General features: G+C 67.1%; 18 protein-coding genes, 1 tRNA gene and 1 riboswitch. Of the genes, 9 read left to right on the forward strand and 10 right to left on the reverse strand.

The window, feature by feature from the left end; genetic code table 11:
* Window positions 1–117 precede the first annotated feature (117 nt).
* Window positions 118–1716 carry a succinic semialdehyde dehydrogenase gene (locus NRB20_RS04760; protein WP_153408001.1) on the forward strand — a complete coding sequence of 533 codons (1599 nt, stop codon included), beginning with the start codon at window positions 118–120 and terminating at the stop codon, window positions 1714–1716.
* A gap of 254 nt (window positions 1717–1970) precedes the next feature.
* Here NRB20_RS04760 and NRB20_RS04765 read toward each other — a convergent pair whose 3' ends face one another.
* The gene (locus NRB20_RS04765) at window positions 1971–3074 is read right to left on the reverse strand and encodes a Nickel transporter NicT (RefSeq protein WP_153408002.1); all 1104 of its coding nucleotides are present in this window, start codon (window positions 3072–3074) and stop codon (window positions 1971–1973) included.
* A gap of 12 nt (window positions 3075–3086) precedes the next feature.
* Window positions 3087–3220: riboswitch (adenosylcobalamin (AdoCbl) riboswitch) on the reverse strand.
* Between the two features lie 143 nt (window positions 3221–3363).
* Here NRB20_RS04765 and NRB20_RS04770 point away from each other — a divergent pair.
* The 5 genes from NRB20_RS04770 (at window position 3364) to NRB20_RS04790 (ending at window position 7665) form a co-directional block, all read left to right on the forward strand.
* The gene (locus NRB20_RS04770; RefSeq protein WP_153408003.1) at window positions 3364–5058 is read left to right on the forward strand and encodes a GMC family oxidoreductase N-terminal domain-containing protein; all 1695 of its coding nucleotides are present in this window, start codon (window positions 3364–3366) and stop codon (window positions 5056–5058) included.
* Window positions 5059–5333: 275 nt separating this feature from the next.
* Window positions 5334–5675 carry an ArsR/SmtB family transcription factor gene (locus tag NRB20_RS04775; protein WP_319944480.1) on the forward strand — a complete coding sequence of 114 codons (342 nt, stop codon included), beginning with the start codon at window positions 5334–5336 and terminating at the stop codon, window positions 5673–5675.
* A gap of 2 nt (window positions 5676–5677) precedes the next feature.
* On the forward strand, window positions 5678–6130 hold the full coding sequence (locus NRB20_RS04780) for an SRPBCC family protein (RefSeq protein WP_153408005.1): 453 nt from the start codon (window positions 5678–5680) through the stop codon (window positions 6128–6130).
* A gap of 123 nt (window positions 6131–6253) precedes the next feature.
* On the forward strand, window positions 6254–7156 hold the full coding sequence (locus tag NRB20_RS04785; protein WP_319944481.1) for a helix-turn-helix domain-containing protein: 903 nt from the start codon (window positions 6254–6256) through the stop codon (window positions 7154–7156).
* Between the two features lie 326 nt (window positions 7157–7482).
* On the forward strand, window positions 7483–7665 hold the full coding sequence (locus NRB20_RS04790; RefSeq protein WP_153408007.1) for a hypothetical protein: 183 nt from the start codon (window positions 7483–7485) through the stop codon (window positions 7663–7665).
* A 71-nt stretch (window positions 7666–7736) separates the two neighbouring features.
* On the opposite strand, the gene NRB20_RS04795 is transcribed toward NRB20_RS04790, so the two are convergent.
* Entirely contained in the window at window positions 7737–8474 is a 738-nt protein-coding gene (locus NRB20_RS04795; protein WP_194289729.1) for a VC0807 family protein, read from the reverse strand.
* Window positions 8475–8513: 39 nt separating this feature from the next.
* On the opposite strand from NRB20_RS04795, the gene NRB20_RS38835 reads away from it, so the two are divergent.
* On the forward strand, window positions 8514–9338 hold the full coding sequence (locus NRB20_RS38835) for a hypothetical protein (RefSeq protein ID WP_194289730.1): 825 nt from the start codon (window positions 8514–8516) through the stop codon (window positions 9336–9338).
* A 162-nt stretch (window positions 9339–9500) separates the two neighbouring features.
* Here NRB20_RS38835 and NRB20_RS04805 read toward each other — a convergent pair whose 3' ends face one another.
* The 5 genes from NRB20_RS04805 to NRB20_RS04825 all read right to left on the reverse strand — a co-directional run bounded on the left by NRB20_RS04805 (window position 9501) and on the right by NRB20_RS04825 (window position 14768).
* On the reverse strand, window positions 9501–10319 hold the full coding sequence (locus tag NRB20_RS04805) for an ATP-binding protein (RefSeq protein ID WP_153408010.1): 819 nt from the start codon (window positions 10317–10319) through the stop codon (window positions 9501–9503).
* Window positions 10316–11863: an IS21 family transposase gene (istA, locus tag NRB20_RS04810; RefSeq protein WP_153408011.1), complete on the reverse strand. Its 1548-nt coding sequence runs from the start codon at window positions 11861–11863 to the stop codon at window positions 10316–10318. The genes NRB20_RS04805 and istA overlap by 4 nt, the downstream gene beginning before the upstream one ends.
* 242 nt (window positions 11864–12105) lie before the next feature.
* Window positions 12106–12179: transfer RNA gene (locus NRB20_RS04815), tRNA-Pro, on the reverse strand.
* 56 nt (window positions 12180–12235) lie between these two features.
* On the reverse strand, window positions 12236–13762 hold the full coding sequence (locus tag NRB20_RS04820) for a hypothetical protein (RefSeq protein ID WP_153408012.1): 1527 nt from the start codon (window positions 13760–13762) through the stop codon (window positions 12236–12238).
* A 43-nt stretch (window positions 13763–13805) separates the two neighbouring features.
* Window positions 13806–14768, reverse strand: a complete 963-nt coding sequence (locus tag NRB20_RS04825) for a metallophosphoesterase (RefSeq protein ID WP_153408013.1) — start codon at window positions 14766–14768, stop codon at window positions 13806–13808.
* A gap of 116 nt (window positions 14769–14884) precedes the next feature.
* Here NRB20_RS04825 and NRB20_RS04830 point away from each other — a divergent pair, with 116 nt between their 5' ends.
* Entirely contained in the window at window positions 14885–15349 is a 465-nt protein-coding gene (locus tag NRB20_RS04830; protein WP_153408014.1) for a GatB/YqeY domain-containing protein, read from the forward strand.
* Window positions 15350–15598: 249 nt separating this feature from the next.
* Here NRB20_RS04830 and NRB20_RS04835 read toward each other — a convergent pair whose 3' ends face one another.
* The gene (locus NRB20_RS04835; RefSeq protein WP_319944482.1) at window positions 15599–17962 is read right to left on the reverse strand and encodes a penicillin-binding protein; all 2364 of its coding nucleotides are present in this window, start codon (window positions 17960–17962) and stop codon (window positions 15599–15601) included.
* Between the two features lie 366 nt (window positions 17963–18328).
* On the opposite strand from NRB20_RS04835, the gene NRB20_RS04840 reads away from it, so the two are divergent.
* Complete coding sequence (locus NRB20_RS04840) at window positions 18329–18652, forward strand: WhiB family transcriptional regulator (RefSeq protein ID WP_153408015.1); 324 nt, start codon at window positions 18329–18331, stop codon at window positions 18650–18652.
* A 112-nt stretch (window positions 18653–18764) separates the two neighbouring features.
* Here the strand turns inward: NRB20_RS04840 and NRB20_RS04845 are convergent, their stop codons facing one another.
* Both NRB20_RS04845 and NRB20_RS04850 read right to left on the reverse strand, forming a co-directional pair.
* Window positions 18765–19967, reverse strand: coding sequence for an ArsA family ATPase (locus NRB20_RS04845; protein ID WP_153408016.1), 1203 nt, complete (start codon window positions 19965–19967; stop codon window positions 18765–18767).
* Window positions 19967–21013 carry an ArsA-related P-loop ATPase gene (locus tag NRB20_RS04850; protein ID WP_319944483.1) on the reverse strand — a complete coding sequence of 349 codons (1047 nt, stop codon included), beginning with the start codon at window positions 21011–21013 and terminating at the stop codon, window positions 19967–19969. The genes NRB20_RS04845 and NRB20_RS04850 overlap by 1 nt, the downstream gene beginning before the upstream one ends.
* Window positions 21014–21108: the final 95 nt, after the last annotated feature.

A 21108-nucleotide genomic window follows, 5' to 3' on the forward strand; every position in this document is an offset into this window, starting at 1 on the left:
TCTCTTCTCTCTCGTGGATAGGGGCAAGCTACCCCGGGACGTTGTCCTGAACAATAACGTGTTCTAGTTTAGAGGAGGTGACCGCCGTCACGGGGCGGCAAGTGAGGGAGAGTGCGGATGGAGACAAGCATGCAGAGCGGCGCGACCACGCTGCCGCCGCGGATCACGAAGACGCTCATCGACCGGCTGACCGCGATGGTGACTGCGGGCACCGCCGGTGACAAGCGCGAACCCTACGAGATGATCGAGGTGTACACCGGCGCGGTCGTCGGCGAGCTGCCGCAGTCCTCGCCCGAGGACGTCGTCGCGGCCGCGGCCCAGGCGCGCAGCGCACAGAAAGAGTGGGCCTCCTGGTCGGTCGAACGCCGCCTGGAAGTCTTCGCGCGCTGGCACGAACTGATCCTCGCCGAGATCGAGACCATCGCCGACCTCATCCAGATCGGCTCCGGCAAGACCCGCCGGATGGCGATCGAGGAGTCCTGCGATCCGCCGATGGTGATCAGCCACTACCTGAAAACCGCTGCGCGCGTGCTGAAGCCGGTGCAGCGCGGCGGCTACATGCCGGTCATCTCCACCTCGATCCAGCAGCATCGGCCCAAGGGCGTCGTCGCGGTCATCGCGCCCTGGAACTTCCCGTTCGCCATCGCGATGTCCGACTCCACCCCGGCGCTGATCGCGGGCAACGGCGTGGTGCTCAAGCCGGACAACAAGACCGCGCTGTGCACGCTGTTCGGCGTGGAGCTGCTGTACCAGGCGGGTCTGCCGCGCGGGCTCATGCAGGTCGTATGCGGCGGCGGACCCGATGTGGGCCCGACGCTGATCGAGAACTCCGACTACGTCATGTTCACCGGATCCACCGCCACCGGACGCACCATCGGCGAACAGGCCGGCCGCAACCTGATCGGGTGCAGCCTCGAGCTCGGCGGCAAGAACCCGATGCTCGTGCTCGAGGACGCGAACCTCGACGACGTGATCCCGGGCGCGATCTTCGCGGTCTTCGGCAACACCGGCCAGGCGTGCATGCACATCGAGCGCATCTACGTGCACGACCGGGTGTACGACGAGTTCGTGCGCCGATTCGTCGCTGCCGCAGAGGAATTGGGCTCGAAGGCGGGCGCGTCGTACGGCACCGATCCGGAATTCGGGTCGCTGGTCTCGCCCGATCAGCTCGCGCGCGTGTCCGAGCACGTCGAGGATGCGCGCGCCAAGGGGGCGACCGTGCTGACCGGCGGCAAGGCGCGTCCGGACATCGGCCCGGCGTTCTACGAGCCGACCGTGCTGACCGATGTCACCGCCGAGATGACGCACGCGACCATGGAAACCTTCGGCCCGGTGGTCACCATCTACAAGTTCAGTGCCGAGAAGGACGCGATCGCGCAGGCCAACGCCACCACCTACGGCCTCAACGCCAGCGTGTGGAGCCGGAACCTGGCTCGCGCGGAAAAGATCGCCGGGCAGCTCGAGGCGGGGAACGTCAACGTCAACGACGGTTTCGTGGTCACCTACTCGTCCAAGGCCACGCCCTCGGGCGGGCTCAAGCAGTCCGGCGTCGGCACCCGGCACGGTGATGCGGGCCTGCTCAAGTACACCGATTCGGTCAATATCGGGGTGCAGAAGCGTCAGGTGATGGCGGCTCGCGCGGCCATGCCGTACGCCAAGCAGTTGCAGACCACGTTGCTGACGTTGCGGATGATGCGCAAATTGCGTTTGCGCTGAGTGTATTTCGTGGTTGTGTCGCGCGCTGCGGTCCGGTTCCCGAGGGAGCGGTCCGCAGCGCGTAACCATTTTTGCGTGCGGAACAGATGAATTCGCCTTCCGGTCGCTGCATGCGTGCCGGATGGTTGGCGGCTGTGCAGCCCATTTCGATTGGGGGACAGCCTGTTCGAGATTCGACCCCGGGGATGGTGCCCGGTGTTACGGGCCAGACGCGTGCGCGTGGATCGGATGTGCGTGCGGCGAGATGTGCCGGGTTATTCGGAAGTTTCCACTGCCCAACGCTTTTCGACCTTCGCCAGCCGCCAGTACGCCACCGCGCCGACCCACGCCAGTACGAACAACCCGACGATCGCGAACCCGACATTGTTGAGGTCGATCCCCGAAATCCAGTCCGTGATCGGATCGGTGAGCCCGACGTCATCGTGCAACACCGTGATCAACTCGATCGACCCGACCAGGATGGCGACCGCGATCGACAGCCCGGTGATGGTCAGGTTGTAGAAGATCTTGCGCACCGGATTCGCGAACGCCCAGTCGTAGGCGATGTTCATGAACAGCCCGTCGACGGTGTCCATGATGCTCATCCCGGCGGCGAACAGCAGCGGCAGCACCACGATCGCGTACCAGGGCAGCCCGGCCGCGGCCCCCGATCCGGCCAGGGCCAGCAGCGCGACCTCGGTGGCGGTGTCGAAACCCAGGCCGAACAGCACACCCACCGGATAGACGTGCGCGGGCCGGGTGACCATCCCCATCACCGGACGCAGCAGCCGGGCCAGGAATCCGCGCGCGTCCAGCGCCGCCTCGAGTTCGGCGTGATCGAACGCGCCACCGCGCATCTTCCGGAACACCCGCCAGATCCCGATCAGCGCAACGACATTCAGCAATCCGATCAGATACAGGAACGACCCCGACGCCAGCGTCGATATGGTGCCCAACGTCTTTCGCGTGGGCGAGTCGTCGTCGACCAGGGTGCCGACCACCCGCGCGCCGACCACCACCAGCGCGGCCAGCACGAACACGATCGTGGAATGTCCCATGGCGAACCAGAATCCGACCGATTTGGGCCGCTTCCCGTCGGACATCAGTTTGCGGGTGGTGTTGTCGATGGCCGCGATGTGATCGGCGTCGAACGCGTGCCGCAGCCCGAACGTATAGGCGGTCAGCCCGAGTCCGACCCCGAAGACCTGGGTGCCGATGTGATACCCGTGCGGTGCGATCGCGCCGAACAGCAGCCCGAACCCGATCAGATGCATCAGCACGACAACGCCCAGCAATACCCCGGCCTCGATCCAATCGCGCCGATGCCAGTCGTGCAGGACATCGCGCAGGACGCGGTGGGTCGTTGCGTCGGGGGCCATAGCGGCACCGCCCTTCTGGGGATCTCGCGTCCCCGTCCGTGGTACGCGACGAGACGGGGTCTGACTCCCAGCAAGCTGGACACAGTGGCGCGACCGCACCGGATTTCCACCGGTTTCCCGTTCTCGTCGCGAAGTGAAACTCCGATGGAATATAGCCCACTCGCCGCTCACCCCGGCCCCACCTGCGACTCCGCGAATTCGCGGCCGGTTAGCGGACTGGCCGAATATGCCGATTTTCTGGCCGCGAGGCTCTCGTTCGATCTCGCGTCGAATGCCTAGGGTGTGGCCCATGACTCATTACGATGTGCTGGTCATCGGGTCCGGCTTCGGGGGCAGTGTCACGGCTCTGCGGCTGACCGAGAAGGGATATCGGGTCGGCGTGCTCGAGACCGGCCGTCGTTTCGAGGACGACGAATTCGCGAAGAACTCCTGGCATATGCGGCAGTACCTGTGGGCGCCGAAGTTCGGTTGCTTCGGGATCCAGCGGATGACGTTGCTGAACGACACGTTCATCATGAGCGGATCCGGGGTCGGCGGCGGTTCGCTGGTCTACGCCAACACCCTCTACGAGGCCCCCGAGCAGTTCTATCGCGACAAGCAGTGGGCGCACATCACCGATTGGCGCGACGAACTCGCCGCGCACTACGACCAGGCCCGCCGCATGCTCGGCGTCACCACCAACCCGGCAACCACGCCCTCGGATCGGGTGCTGCTGGAGGTCGCGGAGGATCTGGGCATAGCCGACACCTATCGCCGGACCCCGGTCGGCGTGCTGTTCGCCGGGGAGAACGCCAAGCCCGGTGGCGAGGTCGCCGATCCGTTCTTCGGCGGTACCGGACCGCAGCGGCGGACCTGCACGCACTGCGGTGAATGTATGACCGGCTGCCGCCACGGCGCGAAGAACACGCTGGTCAAGAACTACCTCTATCTCGCCGAAAAGGCCGGTGCCACAGTGCATCCGCTGACCACCGCGGTCACCGTGCGGCCGCTGCCGGAGGGCGGATACGCGGTCGACACCGTGCGCACCGGACGGTGGGTTCGCAAGGGGCGCAAGACATTCACCGCCGATCAGGTGATCTTCTCCGCGGCCGCCCTGGGTACCCAGCAGTTGCTGCACAATCTGCGCGATCGCGGTGTGCTGCCGGACATTTCGCCGCGGCTGGGGCATCTCGCGCGGACCAACTCCGAGGCAGTGCTCGCCGCGCGGTCGCGGCGCAAGGACACCGATTTCACTCGGGGCGTGGCGATCACGTCCTCGATCCACCCCAACGACCACACCCATATCGAGCCGGTGCGTTACGGCAAGGGCTCCAACGCGATGAGCCTGCTGACCACCGTGCTGGTCGACGGCCAGGAGGGCAAGCGCCGCTGGGTGCTCGGCCTGCGCGAAATGGTCAGGCAGCGAAGGGATCTGCCGACGCTGCACAACCCGCGGCACTGGTCCGAGCGGATGATCGGCCTGCTGGTCATGCAGAACCTCGACAACTCCGTCATCACCTACAACAAGCGCGGCCTGCTCGGCCGCCGGATGACCACCAAACCGGGTTCGGGTCAGGCCCCGCCCGCGTGGATTCCCGAGGGCAACGACGTCACCCGGCGCGTCGCGGAGAAGATCGACGGCATCCCGCAGGGCAGCTGGACCGAGTTGGCGAACGTCCCGATCACCGGCCATTTCATCGGCGGCTGCGCGATCGGCGATTCCCCCGAGACCGGCGTCGTCGACCCCTACCAGCGCCTCTACGGCTACGAGGGCCTGCACATCGTCGACGGCTCCACCATCTCCGCGAACCTCGGCGTCAACCCCTCCCTCACCATCACCGCCCAATCCGAACGCGCAATGTCGTTGTGGCCCAACAAAGGTGAGCCCGACCCCCGCCCCGCCCTCGGCGCCCCCTACCGCCGCGTCACCCCGATCGCCCCGAAGTCCCCGGTAGTCCCCGAAGCCGCCCCCGCAGCCCTCCGCCTCCCGATCACCCCGATCTGACAGATCGACTTCGACGAGAGCCCCGGTCGACGCCGGGGCTCTTCGTCGTGCGTGGATCGTTGTCGTGCGTGGATCGTTGTCGGTAGCGAATTCTGCTGTGGCACATCGGATATCGAGTTATCCAGGTGGAGAGAGTGTGGTTTCGGCGTGGCGTCGAAGCTCCGCTGAAGGTGCTGCCTCTGCATCGAACGGCCCGTGGCCGTCGAGGCGGTACGACGCGACAATAGTCAAGTAAATGCTTGACTGTTTCGATCCAACGCTGCAAACTCAAGTCTGTGCTTAACCATGCTGACGCGATCGATCGGATCTTCCGGGCCCTCGCCGACCCCACGCGGCGCGGGCTGATCGAGCGGCTGAGCGCGGGTCCGGCGGCGGTCGGTGCGCTGGCCGAGCCGTTGGACATGTCGCTGGCGGCGGTCGTTCAGCATGTGCAGGTCTTGCAGGAGGCGGGGCTGATCCGGACCGAGAAGGTCGGCCGGGTGCGTACCTGCCAGTTGGCGCCCGATGCGTTCGAGCCGATCCGGGAGTGGATCGACGCACGTCGGACGCCGTGGGAGAGCCGTCTCGACGCGCTCGGCGAGGTGCTCGCCGAACGCTCCGAACCAGATCAGGAGTAGTCATGTCCGAACAGTCCGTGCTCCACGCCACCTTCACCATCGAACGCGAATATCCCGTCACGCCGGCGGAGGTCTTCGCCGCCTGGGCAGATCCGGCGACCAAGGCCCGCTGGTTCGCGGGCGGCAGCGCCGATCACGAACTCGACTTCCGGGTCGACGGCCGGGAGGTCGCGCGCGGCGTCGTCAACGGCACGGTGATCACGGCCGAGACCGTCTATCGGGAGATCGTCCCCGATGCCCGCCTCGTCTACACCACCGCGCTCAGCGAAGGGGCGGTGCTGGCCACCGTCTCGGTCGCCACCGTCGAATTCGCCGCCACCGACGCGGGCACCCGCCTCACCCTCACCGAACACGGCGCGTATCTCGACGGCCGCGAAAAGCCGGAATGGCGGGAGCAGGGCACCGGCGACCAGCTCACCGCGTTGGCCGAAGTGCTTGCCGCCGTGGCGAAGTAGCGCCCCCGGTCACGTCGGGACAACCGAGCATCAATCTGGACCGGTGCTCGGTCTGATTCGCCGCTCGGCCGGGGCTGTGGCAAACTCGGAGACAGCGATAGCAGAGTCCCCTTGGGAGCGGCGGTGGCCAAGAGTACGAGCTCCATCGCGCGGGCGCGCGATGGAGATGAGGACTCCGGGGAGGATCCGGCGATCGCACGTCGCCTGCTCGGTACTCGATTGCGGACGTTGCGGGTAGCGGCCGGTTTGAAGGGGTACGACGTCGGGCGGGCGATCGGGGCGTCCCATTCGAAGATCAGTCGGCTCGAGTCCGGACTGCTCGGGTTCCGGCTACCGGATCTGGAGAAGTTGCTGACGTTGTACGGAGTCGGCGATTCCGCGCGCCGCACCGAGTACGTAAACCTTGCGCGACGCGCCAACGCGCCCGGCCATCGACACATCGACGCGGATACCGTGCCCCGCTGGTACGAGACGTACCTCGCGTTCGAGGATTCGGCCACGCTGGTGCGGAGCTATTCGCCCGGCCTGGTGCCCGAGCTGTTGCAGACCCCCGATTACGCGCGCGAGCTGCTGCACATCGTGCGTCCGGGCGAGCCCGCCGATCCGGGGCACATCGAATTGCTGGAACTGCGTCAGCGCCGCCTCACCGGACCCGATCCGCTGCGGCTGTGGGTACTGCTGGAGCAGTCGGTGCTGCGCCGGCAGCTCGGCAGTACCCAGGTCTGGCGGGCGCAGCTCGCGCATCTGGGCCGGGTGGCGGAGCTGGTGAACGTCACGATCCAGATCGTGCCCGATCACGTCTGCGGTCCGCTGCTGAGTCCGGGACCGTTCGCGCTGATGCGATTCGGCAATCCGGACCTGTCCGATATCGTGCACATCCATCACGCCACCAGCGCCCAGTTCCTCGATAGGTCGGGCGATCTGGACGCCTACCATTCGATCTGGGATCACTTGTCCGTCAAGGCACTTCAGCCCGAACGGTCGACCCGGATCATCGAGGGTGTCGCCTGCGGGGCCGCGGTCTGAGCCCGGGCGCCTCACGGACGGATCCCAGGTCATCCCCGGTAAGCGACGACTTTAGTCCCTCGTCCAGTTCGGACGGCGGCAGTAATCTTGTAGCATCCTTTCTCCGATGACGTGGAAAGGGTTCCCGCCCATACAGCTTGGTGATGTTCGGGTCGGTTCGGGCCAGGTCCGAGCCGATGTGAAATCCACGAGGCGGGCACCTTGCTTGCATCAGGGCGGCCCGGGAGTCCGGCCGATCGGCCGCGGTCAGACTCGCAGCTATCGAACAGCGCTCGTCATCCGAAGGCTCGGACCTTCGCCCGAGCAGACCTATCGAGGTATGGACCATGTCAACGAAAATGATCAGGACCGTGGCCGCCACTGCGATCGCTCTACCGCTGCTCTTCGCGGTAGCTCCGGCCGCATCCGCCGCCACCACGCTCACCCCGGCCGTGTCGGCGAACACCGCGAGCCCGGTGGGCTCCGTGAGCCTGTGCTTCCCGCTCGGCAGTGTCGTCTTCTGCATCTGATCCGGGCCGCATGCCGGAACCGGCGCATCGGAAATATGCGCGGGGCTGTCCGGCTCGATCGCGAGGGTCGGTCACCGGATGCGCATCTCCCCTTCGACGGCCACCATGCTGCCGTCGGCGTCGACTCCACCCGTGACCACCGCGGGTGGAGTCGTCTGTGCGGTGTTCCGCCGACGCGACCACTGCGCGTAGAACGTGGTCCAACCGACGCACAGCAGAATCACCACGACCGGCAGGATGCCGTTGATCGCGACCATCGTCCGCACCGACACCACATAGGTCAGCACCACCCGCAGCACCGCCTCGCCGAGGAACGCCAGACCCCACGCCACGGTCATCACCCGCTGGGCATGTCGAAACCCCGGGTACTGCCACAGCGCGTTCCACTCGACGACCTTCGCCGATGAACCATCGGTGGCGAACTTGCGACCCCAATAGAACATCAGCGGCCGGGGCGCGGCGAGACTCGCCAGCATCACGACGCCGAACAGTCCGGTCAGCGCGGAGTCCTTGACCAGCAGCATCCGCGGACTGTTGAACGCCACGTACGACACCACGCCGAGCACCATGAAAATCAGGATGAACAGGGTCAGCTCGTCGAGGTGACGGCGGATCGCGAACATCACCAGCAACTCGGCCAGCGGCCAGAGTCCGGACACCATGAGTGCCGACACCTGCGACCAGTGATGAGATACCAGCTGGGAATACGTCAGAAAGGGCAGGACCATGCTGAACAGCAGGGTGGGCAACCAGTTGAGGGCCAGGGCGAGCGCGCGGGAGCGGCCGGATGCGGGGGAGGGCGTTGGCACGGGATCTGCGTCCAATTCTATACAGTTGTTGTCACGAACGTGAGCGAAAGAATATCACCAGAACTCGAGGGCGCGCAGGCGTTCTCGTCATCGATTGCGTTGGTGCCGTTCCTGTTCGGGCTCGCGCAACGATCCGAGCTGGGCGGAACAGCGCTCACCACCCTGCTGACCGATCTCGGTCAAACTCCGTCGGCGGCCCGCGGCACGATCATGCGACTGCGGCGCGCGGGCAATCTCGTCGGCCGCCGCGAAGGCCGGAACGTGCACTATCGGCTGGCAGGCCAACTGGCCGCCGGATTCGACAGGCTCACCGACGCATCGGCCGCCCCCAACTGGACCGGCGAGTTCCATGCCCTGCTCTTCTCCGTGCCGGAAGCCCACCGCCCCTTCCGTGACACCCTGCGCCGATCCGCCGTCATGTGCGGCTACGGCATCCTCCAGCAGGGCGTCCTGATCAGCCTCGCCGACCACTGGCCGACACTGTCGAACACCCTCCCGCCACGCCCGCCCGACGCCACCCTCTACCCGGCCCGCCTGGCCCTCCCCGCCGCCGACGCCGCCCGCGCGGCCGCCACCGCCTGGCAACTCCCCGCCCGCGCCGACCGCCTCGACCACCACCGTCGACAACTGCGAAAAGCCTTGCGCGACAACGCCCCCACTCCCGGCCCCGCCGCCCTGCGCCGCCTGGACGAACTCCTCAACCCCCCGATGCAGGACATCCTCACCACCCCCCGCCTACCCCCCGACCTACTCCCCGACCACTGGCCCCTACCCGCCCTCTGGTCCGACCTCGACGAAATCAACCACCGATACGGCCCCCCAGCCAAGGCCCACGTCGACCGAACCCTCAACGGCCCCTTGTGATCTCGGCCGTCCCCGGGGCCTCGGGATTCCTGATTTCCCCACCCGGGGTCCCGGCCTGTCGGCTGCCAGCCTGAAGGGACCACCGGTTTGCCATGAGCATGGGACCGGGTTGCGTCCGGTCGTGGGCCGTGTGCTGATGGTGACCGACGACCGGGCCGCTGGTCAATCCGGGGTGCTGGGATCGGCTGGTTTGCCCCGGCGGGGCTTCTGCCGCTGCCGGTAGGACTCGCCCTCGACGACGAGCTCGTAGGCTGCCGATTGCAGCCGGTCCATCGCCGATTGGGCCAGCAGCGGGTCGGCCATCATGGTCAGGATTTCCGGCGGCTCCCGGTTGCTGGTGATCACGGTCGAGGCCTTGCGGTGGCGTTCGACGATCAGCTCGTAGAAGTCGTTGGTCTCGGGCGCCTCGAGCCGGTGCAGGGCCAGGTCGTCGATGATCAGCAGATCGACGCGGTGCAGTTTGCGCATCTCGTCTTCGTAGCTGCCGTCCAGCCGGGCGCCGCGCAGCCGTTTGAACAGTTTGTCGGCGCGTTCGGTGTGAACAGTGCGGTTGCGGCGGACCGCGACGTGTCCTAATGCGTTGGCCAGGAACGTCTTTCCGACCCCGACCGGGCCCATGATCAACACGTTGTAGGCGTCGGCGAGGAACCGCAGTGAAGTCAGTTCGGCCCAGAGTTCGGAGTCGAAACTGACAGCGGTCGAATCGTCCCATGCCTGCAACTGCATCTGCGGGTCCAGGTGCGCGGCCTTGGCGCGGCGTTGCTCGGATTGTCGGTCGCGGCGGGCGACTTCGTCGGCGAACAACATCTCCAGAAAGTCGTGGTGCGGCAACCGATTCGAGCGGGCCAGGGCCAGACGCTCGGGCAGGGTGTCGAGCAGCTGGCCGAGCTTGAGCCGCCGCATCAACGACTTCAGTTCCGGTGAGATCTCGATCGGTTTGACCGCCGGGGAGGCAGCGGGACGACGAGTATCGGTGCTCATGACGGCCTCCTGACCGCGAAATCGGTAGTGGAACGGACGAATCGGGACGGAGCCGGTGGTGGCAGCAGCGTCAGCTGCGTGCCGGTGACCCCGCGGGTGAGCATGCGGTCGATGACACCGACATCGACGACCTCGGCCTCGAGGGCCTGGCGGCAGGCATCGTCGACGACGTCGGCGCCGTGACGGCGCACCAGCCCCAGCAGCCGGTAGACCTGCCGCATCTTCGTCCAGGGCAGCGGATGCTCGAGCACCGCCGCCGCGTAAGTGCCGATATGCGGGCCGTCGGCTTCGGCCTTGTGCTGCAACGTATTCAAGTCCCGCATCGCATAAGCGGTCAGCTCACTGGGCAGATCCGCCGGATCGGTCTGCCGACGACCGGCAGGCACGCGAGCATGAACCTTTATCAGCTCGCCGCGGAAATAGAGCTTGACCGTGGCTGTGTCGATGCGGGCGGTCAGTCGTTGCCCGACCAGATCGCCGGGAATGCTGTAGAGGGCCTTGGCGATCTGAACATGCCGGTCCGGTGCGACCTTCGGATTCACCCAGGCCGGGATGTCGAATACCGTGTCGGGCAACGGTTTCAGCTTCGGATGCTCGTCGCTGGCGAACACCTCCGCCGGGTGTAGTCGAGTGGTGCCGTGAATGCGCATGCCCGCGGTCTCCCGGCACCACCGCGCAGCGCGTTCCCGGCAGTCGTCGAGGTCCCGGAACTGTTCTCCAGCAAAGAAATTCGACCGTGCATAAGGAACGCAGCGCTCGACGCGCGGCTTGTCCTGCGGGCTGCGGACCCGTGCTGGATCCACCACGAAGCCACGCGATTCGGCGTACTCGCGGAACGAGTCGTTCAGCCGGGGATCGGTCGCGTTCGCGCGGTCGACGATGGCTTTCATGTTGTCCGGGATCGCGACGGCGAACACGCCGTCGAAGAACACCCATGCGGCCTCGAACCCGGCGATGACGTCGTTGAGCGTTTCCCGGTAGGTCGGGAAGACGAACATGTGCCGCGAATACACCGCGGTGAAGATCAGGCCCTTCACCACCCGCCGACGGCCTTCGGCGTCGGGAAGCAGGCCGAGCCGGCCGAAGTCGACCTGCACCTCCGCGCCCGGTTCACAATCGGCGACCCGCACGGTCGTGCGCCGCTTCCCGAACCCCAATTCCGTTGTCGCATAACGGTTCAACGTCCGATACGACACCACCACGCCACGGCGGGCCAACAGAATATGGATCTTCGTCAAGGTCAGGCCCTGATCCAGCCATTCTTTGATCTGCTCGGACTGACCGGCGAGAGTTTCCCACACATCGCTCTTACCGTTCGGCCGAGACTGACGAACCCCGGCGATCACCGCGGCCAGCAACTCGTCGGTCAACTGCTCCACACCGTCGTCGCGGTCCACGCCACACGACTGCGCTCGCTCGACATACCGGCGCACGGTCTTGCGGTCGGTGCCCGACAGCCGGGCCACCTCCCGCAACCCGCGACCCTGCAGCCACAGCCGCAGCATCTCCCTGATCTCGATCACCGAAACCTCCCGGTAGCTCATTTGGCCAATACAGCGGCCGAGCGACCGGAAACCCGCAAGCCACGCCGGGTGGTCCCATAACTGGCAAAACCGCTAGTCAGGTGGTCCCATACGTGGCAAACAGGGTGGTCCCATACTCATGGCAAAAACAGCTCCGAAGTGGTCCCTTTCTCCTGGCAGCCGACACGGCCATGGTGCGGCAATGAGTAAGGCCCCTGATCAGACGTGCTGATCAGGGGCCCTGTCGTGTCTCCACACACGAGTCGGGGTGGCGGGATTTGAACCCACGACCTCTTCGTCCCGAACGAAGCGCGCTACCAAGCTGCGCCACACCCCGTGTTGTGAACCTGGAGTAGCTTACAACAGGGTGGGGTCAGACGTTAAATCCGCAGGTCATTTGGCCTGTAGGGGGCGGATGCTGGCGAGGATCTTCTGGGCGGTGGCGCGGTCGATGGCGTGCGGGACGCCGGTGTCGGCGGTGACGGTGACGACAAAGCTGCCGTTCTCGCTGGGGAACGCGAAAGTGTAGACGGAGTAGGTTTTGGCGCATCCGGGAGCCGGTGGCTTGAATGTGCCATCGGTTTCGGCGAACGAGCCGTGTAGCTGGCCGTCCAGGGAGGTGAGCGGTTCGGCCTTGCCGGGGGTGGTGCCGGTGGAGGTGGCCCAGCCGATCTTGGCCAGCCGGGTGCCGATGTCCACCGCGGCCGCGGCCGGATCCGGCTTCCCGGACATGGTCAGGAAGGCGTTGGTGCGAATGTAGTTGGGGCAGTAGCCCTTACCGTCCTGGACGAGCCCGGCGATCTCGACGGTCTCGGGGGCGGTACCCCAGGTCTTCGTCCCGTTCGCGTCGAGCTGCCAGCTCTTGGGCACGTCGAACGCCGCGCCCCGCTCCGGAACCTGGACGACCTGATATCCCGGAATCAGCGGCGCCACACCGGCAATCGTGGCCGGTGCGGTGGTCTGCGCCGGGGTGGCCAGCGGCGCGGCGCTCGCGCCGGAACTCAACGCGCTCACCGTGCCCGTGGCATCGTCCGAATGCCGTCCGGTCAGCAGCAGCGTCGCGCCGATACCCAGGATCACCACGGCCGCCGCGCCGATCCCGGCGAACAGCCAGCGTTTGCGTTCGCGCGCGGACAACGGCCGATCGGCGTGCTTGTCGTCCTCGGCGTCGGGCCGGGGCGCGGTCTCCGGATGACGGGCCGAATCCGATTGCCGCGCAGAAGTATTCGCCGAAGTCTCGGAACGCGAACCGGCCTGCTCGGGCGTCCCCAGCTGCCACGCCTGCTCCGGCTGCGGCACCCCCTGCTCCGCAAGCGGTTGCCGCGCAATGGGACTCGTCGGCCCGCCGTGCGGACGACCCCGCCCGACCGGCTGTGGTGGCGGCGCGTCCTTCGGCGACCCGGACCGCGCCCGTCGCGGCGGCGAAACCGCCTGCTGCGGAATGGGACTCGTGCGCGCGTCGGGCCGACCGTCCGGCGCGTACTGTGCGATCTCCGGCGACAACGCGAGCGGCTGCTGTCCGGCCGACGCGCCCTGCTGCCCGAAACTCAACTGATGGAACGCCTCGGTCTGCGCCGAATCGTTCGGAACCTGGCCCTGCCCAGGGGAATTCGCGGCCCCACGCGGCGGCTGCGCGCGAGGCGGGTCCGGCTGCGCACGCGGCGCGTCCGGCTGCGGACCCCGCGGCTCGGCCTGTCGGATCACCTCGGTGCGCGAGTTGTCGATCCGCGGCCCGGCCTGCGGAATCGCCTGCGTGCGCGCGTCATCCGCACCACGCATATCGATCATCTCGGTATGAGTGGTATCGGCGGGCGAGGTCGGATGGGGAAGATCCAGCCCGCGCAGCACCGACGCCTGCTGTGACCGGGGATGGTCCTTCGAGGAGGACTGCTCGCCGGAATCACCGCTCGTCGAACTCATAGATCACCCTCGCCCCTGACGTATCGGATCGGCGCGAGCAACCCTAACGCGCCACGGCCTCCGAGGTGGAAACCCCATGGCCGCTGTCGGCGGCAGGACGCTGCGGTGGCGCCGCGACCAGCGTCAGCAGCGTGGCCTCCGGACGGCAGCAGAATCGGTACGGAGCCCACGGCGAGGTGCCCAGACCCGCCGACACGTGCAGCCGGGTGTGCGCACCCCACCGGGACGCGCCCTTGACCCGCGAACGATCGATCCCGCAGTTGGTGACCAGCGCGCCGAAGCCCGGCACACACAGCTGCCCGCCGTGCGTATGCCCGGCCAGCACCAAGTCGTAACCGTCGGTGGCGAACCGGTCCAGCACCCGCGGCTCGGGGGAGTGGGTGAGCCCGATGCTCAACTCCGCCAACGGATTCGGCGCACCGGCGATGGTCTCGTAGCGGTCGCGCCGCAGATGCGGATCGTCCACGCCGCCGGTCGCGATCTTGATCCCGCCCACCTCGACGTCGCGCCGCACGTGGGTCAGGTCGTGCCAGCCGCGTTCGGCGAAGGCCGCGCGCAGATCCTGCCAGGGCAGCGGATCGCCGTAGACGCGCTTGTGGTTCTTGTTGAAGTACTTGAACGGATTCTTCGGCACCGGCGCGAAGTAGTCGTTGCTGCCGAACACGAACAGCCCCGGCCGCGACAGCAGCCCGGACAACGCCTGCACCACCGCGGGCACCGCGCGCTGATGGGCCAGATTGTCGCCGGTGTTGATCACCAGATCGGGCTCGAGCCCCTCGAGTTCGCGAACCCACGCCTGCTTGAGCTTCTGGCCGGGCGTCATGTGCAGATCGGAGATGTGCAGCACCCGTAGGCTCGACGAGCCCGGCTGTAGCACCGGCAACGTGGTCTCACGCAGGACGAATGCGTTGCGTTCGATCAACGTGGCATAGCCGATTCCGGCGACTGCGGCCCCGGTGGCCCCCAGCGCGGCTCGTCGGAATGCGGCAGACGAGAGTACGGGCATTCGATCAGGATAGGCGAGATGCGTGCGGATTACCGAGTGTGATTCCGCACAGCGTCACATGCACGCCGCGGCAAAAGTACTGGGAGTAGTTTGCCGGACCCGATAGCGTGGGCGACATGTCGGAACTCAAATCGAAGCTGCGGGCGGACCTGACCACGTCGATGAAGGCGAAGGATGCCCTGCGCACCAACACCCTGCGCATGCTGCTGGCGGCCGTGCAGACCGCCGAGGTCGCCGGTAAGGAAGCCCGCGAGCTCTCCGATGCCGACGTCCTCGCGGTGCTGAGCAAGGAGTCCAAGAAGCGCAACGAGGCCGCGGTGGTCTTCGAGCAGGCCGGTCGCGGTGAACTCGCCGCCAACGAGCGGGCCGAGGAACAGATCATCGACGAGTACCTGCCCACCCAGCTCACCGACGCCGAGGTCGCCGACATCGCCGACACCGCGATCGCCGACGTCGCGGAGCAACTCGGCGAGCGTCCTGGGATGCGGCAGATGGGTCAGGTCATGAAGATCGCCGGCGCCCTGGCCGCCGGTCGCGCCGACGGCTCCCGCCTGTCCGCCGCGGTCAAGTCCCGGTTGTAATTTCGGCTGTGATTTCGGCCTCCGCTCCGCTCCGCTCCGGCGGTTCGCGGCCCCCTGAGGCTCACCGCTGAGCCCCGTGTCGGGCACTCGTTCCTCGCACCCGCCACGCGTCTCATCGGCGAGCCGGGCCGCGAACTTTGCTGTCGGCGTTCATGAGGTTGCGGTGATCGAGTCCTGCCGCCGGCCCCCGACATACCTCGGGCGGACCTCCATGATGTTGGGAGGTCCGCCCGAGATGTGTCCGAACGCCTATCGAGGCAGCGGGATCGGGATGGGGATGGGTGGCAGCCGCGGAATCGGGATGCCGGGCAGGTTCGGCAGCTGCGGCGTCCCCGCCTGCGGTATCTGACGTTCGGTGCCGTCGCTGAGGTACAGCGTGATCACCGAACCCGGGATCGCCGACCCGTTGGGCGTGGTGCCCTGCACGGTGCCCTTGGCGGCCGAACCCGGCTGGGTCACCGCCGAGACCTGGAATCCCGCGCCGACCAGCGCCGAGGTCGCCTCGGCCTGGGTCATCCCCATCACGTCCGGGATCTGTGAATTGTTCGATCCCCGAACGTATTTGTCGTCCAGCGGTGGCAGCGATGTCGGCGGGAAGTTGCCCAGCACGGGTTTGATGCCCATGAACCAGCTGCGGGCCGGTTCGTTACCACCGAACAGGTTTCCGCTACCGCAGTTGCGCAGCGGGAACGAGCAGATCTGGTCCGGCGTCGGGGAGTCGCCGTAGATGTACGCGGCCCCGGCCAGCGAATCGGTGAAGCCCAGGAAGGCCGAGGACCGGTTGGTCTCGGTGGTACCCGTCTTGGAGGCCACCGGGACGTTCCAGCCCGCCGCCCGCGCCGACCCGGCCGCGGTACCGCCGACGGCGTCCTGACCCAGCGCGTTGGCCAGCGTATGCGCCAGACCCGGATCGATGACCTGCTCACAGGCCTGCTGGGTCAGCGAGACGGGTTTGCCGTTGCGGTCCAGGACCTGCTTGATCGGCGAGGGCGGGCACCATTTGCCGCCCGAGGCCAGCGTCGCCGCGACGTTCGACAGCTCCAGCGGGTTCACCGCGACCGGACCCAGCGTGAACGAGCCCAGATTCTGCTGCTTGAACATGTCGGCCATGCTCGTGTTGCCGTGCCCGGAGGTCCCGGCCTTGGTGTACGACCGCAGGCCCAGCCGGATCGCCATATCGACGGTCGGGGTCACCCCGACGGCCTGGATGAGCTTGACGAACGCGGTGTTCGGCGACTGCGCCAACGCCTCGGTCACCGACATCGGCGAGCGGTAGTTACCGGCGTTCTTGACGCAGTACGTCATCGCCGGACAGCCGGGCGTACCACTCGAGCCCATGCCCTTGGCCGCGTAGAACGAGGGCACGTCCAGCTTGGCGTTGATGCCCAGGCCCTTCTCCATCGCGGCGGCGGTGGTGAAGATCTTGAAGATCGAGCCCGCGCCGTCGCCGACCATCGAGAAGGGTTGCGGCTGCACGGTCTGATGGATGTTCGCGTCCAGGCCGTAGGTGCGGCTGGAGACCATGGCCAGCACGTTGTGCGAGTCCTGACCGGGCGCGATGATGCTGGAGACCTCGGCGATATCCGCCAGGCTCGGGTTGGTCATGGCGTCGATCGCGGTCTTCATCGAATTCTGCACGGCCGGATCGAGGGTGGTGCGGATCAGATAACCGCCCTTGTCGAGCTGATCCTTGCTGATGCCCGCGTCCTCCAGGTACTGCATCGCGTAGTCGCAGAAGTAGCCGCGATCGTCGGCCGCGATACAGCCGTTGGACAGGCCCTTGGGTTCGGGTACCACGCCCAGCGGGGTCGCCTTGGCGGCGCGGAACTCCTCGGCGCGGCCGGGAATGTTCTGGATCATGGTGTCCAGCACGGTGTTCCGGCGCGCGAGCACTTCCTGCGGGCGGCTGTACGGGTTGAAGTGCGAGGAGCTCTGCACGATGCCGGCGAGCATCGCGGCCTGCGGGACGGTCAGGTCCTTGGCGTCCACGCCGAAGTAGGTCTGCGCGGCGTCCTGGACGCCGTACGCGCCGTTGCCGAAGTACACCAGGTTCAGGTAGCGGGTGAGGATCTCGTCCTTGGTGAGCTGCTTGTCCAGCGTCAGCGCCAGGCGGATCTCACGCAGTTTGCGGGCGGGGGTGGTCTCGATGGCCGCACGCCGCTCGGCGTCGGTCTTGGCCACCACGAGCAGCTGGAAGTTCTTCACGTACTGCTGGTCGATGGTGGAACCACCCTGCTGCACCTCACCGCTGGAGGTGTTGCGCAGGAACGCGCGGAAGGTGCCCTGCCAGTCCACGCCGTGATGTTGGAGGAAGCGGCGGTCCTCGATGGAGACCTGGGCCAACTTCATGTTGTTGGAGATCTTGTCGCTGGGGACCTGGAACCGTCGCTGGTCGTACAGCCAGGCGATCGGCGCCCCGGTGGCGTCGACCATGGTGGAGACCGCGGGCACGGTGCCCTCCAGCACTTCCGCCGAGACGTTGTCGACAGCGTCGGCGGCTCGGTTGGAGATATACCCGAAACCACCGGCGAGCGGGAACAACAGCCCGGCGATCAGAGCGGCCGCCAGGATGCACGCCCCGGCCAGTCTGGCGAGCGTTTGTGAGATCGGCACGCCCCCCAGACTAAATGCAGTCCCTCGGAGCGAGCGTTGCGCGGTGCGGGCCGCCGGTTCCCGCCCTGCTCGTGGCGTGCATCGCGTCACACCTGGGCGAGTCGTGCAGGTAAAAGCCCGGCGTGTCGCCCAATTCGATCAGACTGCCCGGTTTTATGTCGCATTTGCATGGACGGGCGTACCAGAAATTCGGGGGACGGTCTTGCGCTCGGCCCATACCTTTACCTAGATTGAGAACCCAGTGTGATAGAGCTAACACTCAAAGTGGAATGTGGTGCAGTTCGCAGCGGGGTTGGGTTGCTGCGGACTGCTCGTGATTCCGGAGCGCCGTTGACCCGGTGTTCGGACTGCAAAGGGGCACACCAAATGCATATGACTACCCCCATCGCTCGATTGGACGTGGAGCAGGCCGAAGCGAGGATCGCCTGGGTCTCCCAGGCCCGATGCAAGGAAGTGGACCCCGACCAGCTGTTCGTGCGCGGCGCGGCGCAGCGCAAGGCGGCGACGATCTGCCGCCACTGCCCCGTCCTGATGGAGTGCGGAGCCGACGCCCTCGACAATCGCGTCGAGTTCGGTGTGTGGGGCGGGATGACCGAACGGCAGCGGCGCGCGCTGCTCAAGCAGCATCCCGAGGTGACCTCGTGGGCGGAGTTCTTCCGCGCCCAGCGGAACCAGAAGGTGGCGATCTGAGCACTGTCCCGACGACGGACCGAGCCCGCATTCGCGGGCTCGACCCGTTTCCGGGGTCGGTTCGAGCTCCGGGCGTGGCTCGGTCTGCGGGACCGGTTCTGGCCGTGCGGGTTCAGGCGATGTGGGTTCCGGTCGAATCGAAGAGCTGATCGGCGACCGCGCGCAACGCCCGCAGATCCGACACCTCGAACGGCAGCGCCGACACCGCCACGATCGGCACCCGGGGGTGCGCGCCGGTGAACCGGTGCAGCAGATGCTGTTCGCGTCTGGCGGTGGTGGCGCGATGCGCGTGGATGCGCAACACGTCGGCGGCCAGCGCGCGCGGATCGGCGGTGGCGTCGTCGTCGGATTCCGCGCTGACGGTCCCGCCGGGCACGCCGTTGCCGGTCGCGGGGGCGAGCCGGTCGGCGGACGCGGCGGCCTGCTCGGCCGACAGCGAGCACAACACCGGGTGGGTGCGGTTCAGGACCAGTCCGGCCAGCGGCATCGCGTCGGTGGAGAGCCGATCGACGAAGAACGACGCCTCGCGCAGCGCGTCGGGTTCGGCGGCGGCCACCACCACGAAGTGCGTGCCGGGCCGCGACAGCATCGCGTAGGTGCGATTGGCGCGATCCTGGAAGCCGCCGAACATCGACTCCAGCGATTGCAGGAACAGCGATGCGTCCTTGAGCATCTGGCCGCCCACGATGGTGGACACGCCGCGCACCGCCAGGCTCATCGCGCCGGTGACCAGGCGGCCGACACCGCGTCCGGGGGCCATGATGACGCGAATCATCCTGCCGTTCAAGAAGTTTCCGAGGCGTTTGGGTGCGTCGAGGAAGTCCAGCGCGTTGCGCGAGGGCGGGGTGTCCACGACGATCAGATCCCACTCCTTGCGGCCGACGAGCTGACCCAGCTTCTCCATCGCCATGTACTCCTGCGTACCGCCGAAGGAGGAGGCCACCGTCTGGTAGAAGGGGTTCGCGAAGATCTGCTCGGCCTTGTCAGGGGTGGTGTGCTCGAGCACCATCTCGTCGAAGGTGCGGCGCATGTTCAGCATCATCGCGTGCAACTCGCCCTTGGCCTCCGGGCCGAGTTGTACGCGTTGCGGGCTGTTGCCCAGATCGCTGACGCCGAGGGACTGGGCCAGGCGGCGCGCGGGGTCGATGGTCAGCACCACCACCTTGCGGCCCAGTTCGGCCGCGCGCAGGGCGATGGCTGCGGCGGTGGTCGTCTTGCCGACGCCGCCGCTGCCGCAGCAGACCAGCACGCGGGCCGAGGGATCCGCGACGATGGCCGAGATATCAAGGGGCACAGCGGTATCCGGAATGGTCATCAGCGGACTCCCTGGGTGCTCAGATGTTCGGCCAGCTCGTACAGCCCGCCCAGATCCATGCCCTCGGGCAGGGCGGGCAGATACAGCCGGGAGATGTCGACCCGCGACAGTTCTGCCGAGCTGTCGTCCTGGGCGCGCAGGGTGGCGCTGTGCTGGACCGTCTCCTCCAGAATTCCCTGGAAGTCCTTGTCGGACAAGGTGATTCCGGCATCGTGCAGGCCGGTGCGCAGGGCCTCGACGTCGAGGTCGCCGTCGGCGGCGCGGGCCCGGACGGTCTCGGGCAGATAGCCCTCGCTGGCGCGGTTCACGATCACGGTGCCGATGCGGAAATCCGACTCGGTCAGTTCGGCGACCGCGTCGGCGGTCTCCTGCACCGGCAGCGCCTCGAGCAGGGTCACCAGGTGTACGACGGTCTGCTCGGAGTGCAGCAGATTCGACACGCCCTCGGCCTGCGACGCGATCGGACCACCCTTGGCCATATCGACCATGGCCTTGGTGACGTCCAGGAATCCGGCGATGCGGCCGGTGGGCGGCGCGTCGACCACGATCTCGTCGTAGACCGGGCGGGTGCGGTTGCCGGCCTTCTCGGTCCGGACCACGCATTCCTTGATCTTGCCGGTCAGGATGACGTCCTTGAGTCCCGGCGCGATCGTGGTGACGAATTCGATGGCGCCCATCCGGCGCATCGCCCGGCCCGCGAAGCCGAGGTTGTAGAACATGTCCAGATATTCGAGGAAGGCGTGTTCGATATCCAGCGCCAGGGCCATCACCTCGCCACCGCCGTCGGCGGTCGCGATCTTGGTCTCGGTCGGCGGCAACGGCGGCAGATCGAACAGCTGCGCGATGGACTGTCGCCCCTCCACCTCCACCAGCAGCACCCGCCGCCCACCCGCCGCGAGAGCCAGCGCCAGCGCCGCGGCCACCGTCGACTTCCCGGTCCCGCCCTTCCCGGAAACGTAGTGCAGCCGGGCCTTGTCCGCCCGCTCCGGCCAACCTAACTCGGGCCCCGCTTCACTGGAAACTGGTGCCGCTATCGGTGCTCCCACGCTCGCGAGCCTATAGGCAGATGTAAAGAGTCCACCAAGAGACGCAGCAACTGTCTGGTACACCACAGTATCTTCGGCCTCCGCTCCGCTCCGGC

It is taken from the genome of Nocardia macrotermitis (genome assembly GCF_009604405.1).
Lineage (GTDB): Bacteria > Actinomycetota > Actinomycetes > Mycobacteriales > Mycobacteriaceae > Nocardia > Nocardia macrotermitis.

Excerpts from the sequence above, each read along its gene's own strand:
- NRB20_RS04820 (WP_153408012.1), bottom strand. The coding sequence starts at position 13,762 with ATGAGTTCGACGAGCGGTGATTCCGGCGAGCAGTCCTCCTCGAAGGAC.
- NRB20_RS04765 (WP_153408002.1), bottom strand. The coding sequence starts at position 3,074 with ATGGCCCCCGACGCAACGACCCACCGCGTCCTGCGCGATGTCCTGCAC.
- istA (WP_153408011.1), bottom strand. The coding sequence starts at position 11,863 with ATGAGCTACCGGGAGGTTTCGGTGATCGAGATCAGGGAGATGCTGCGG.
- NRB20_RS04790 (WP_153408007.1), top strand. The coding sequence starts at position 7,483 with ATGTCAACGAAAATGATCAGGACCGTGGCCGCCACTGCGATCGCTCTA.
- NRB20_RS04780 (WP_153408005.1), top strand. The coding sequence starts at position 5,678 with ATGTCCGAACAGTCCGTGCTCCACGCCACCTTCACCATCGAACGCGAA.
- NRB20_RS04830 (WP_153408014.1), top strand. The coding sequence starts at position 14,885 with ATGTCGGAACTCAAATCGAAGCTGCGGGCGGACCTGACCACGTCGATG.
- NRB20_RS04840 (WP_153408015.1), top strand. The coding sequence starts at position 18,329 with ATGCATATGACTACCCCCATCGCTCGATTGGACGTGGAGCAGGCCGAA.
- NRB20_RS04770 (WP_153408003.1), top strand. The coding sequence starts at position 3,364 with ATGACTCATTACGATGTGCTGGTCATCGGGTCCGGCTTCGGGGGCAGT.
- NRB20_RS04760 (WP_153408001.1), top strand. The coding sequence starts at position 118 with ATGGAGACAAGCATGCAGAGCGGCGCGACCACGCTGCCGCCGCGGATC.
- NRB20_RS04805 (WP_153408010.1), bottom strand. The coding sequence starts at position 10,319 with ATGAGCACCGATACTCGTCGTCCCGCTGCCTCCCCGGCGGTCAAACCG.
- NRB20_RS04825 (WP_153408013.1), bottom strand. The coding sequence starts at position 14,768 with ATGCCCGTACTCTCGTCTGCCGCATTCCGACGAGCCGCGCTGGGGGCC.
- NRB20_RS04845 (WP_153408016.1), bottom strand. The coding sequence starts at position 19,967 with ATGACCATTCCGGATACCGCTGTGCCCCTTGATATCTCGGCCATCGTC.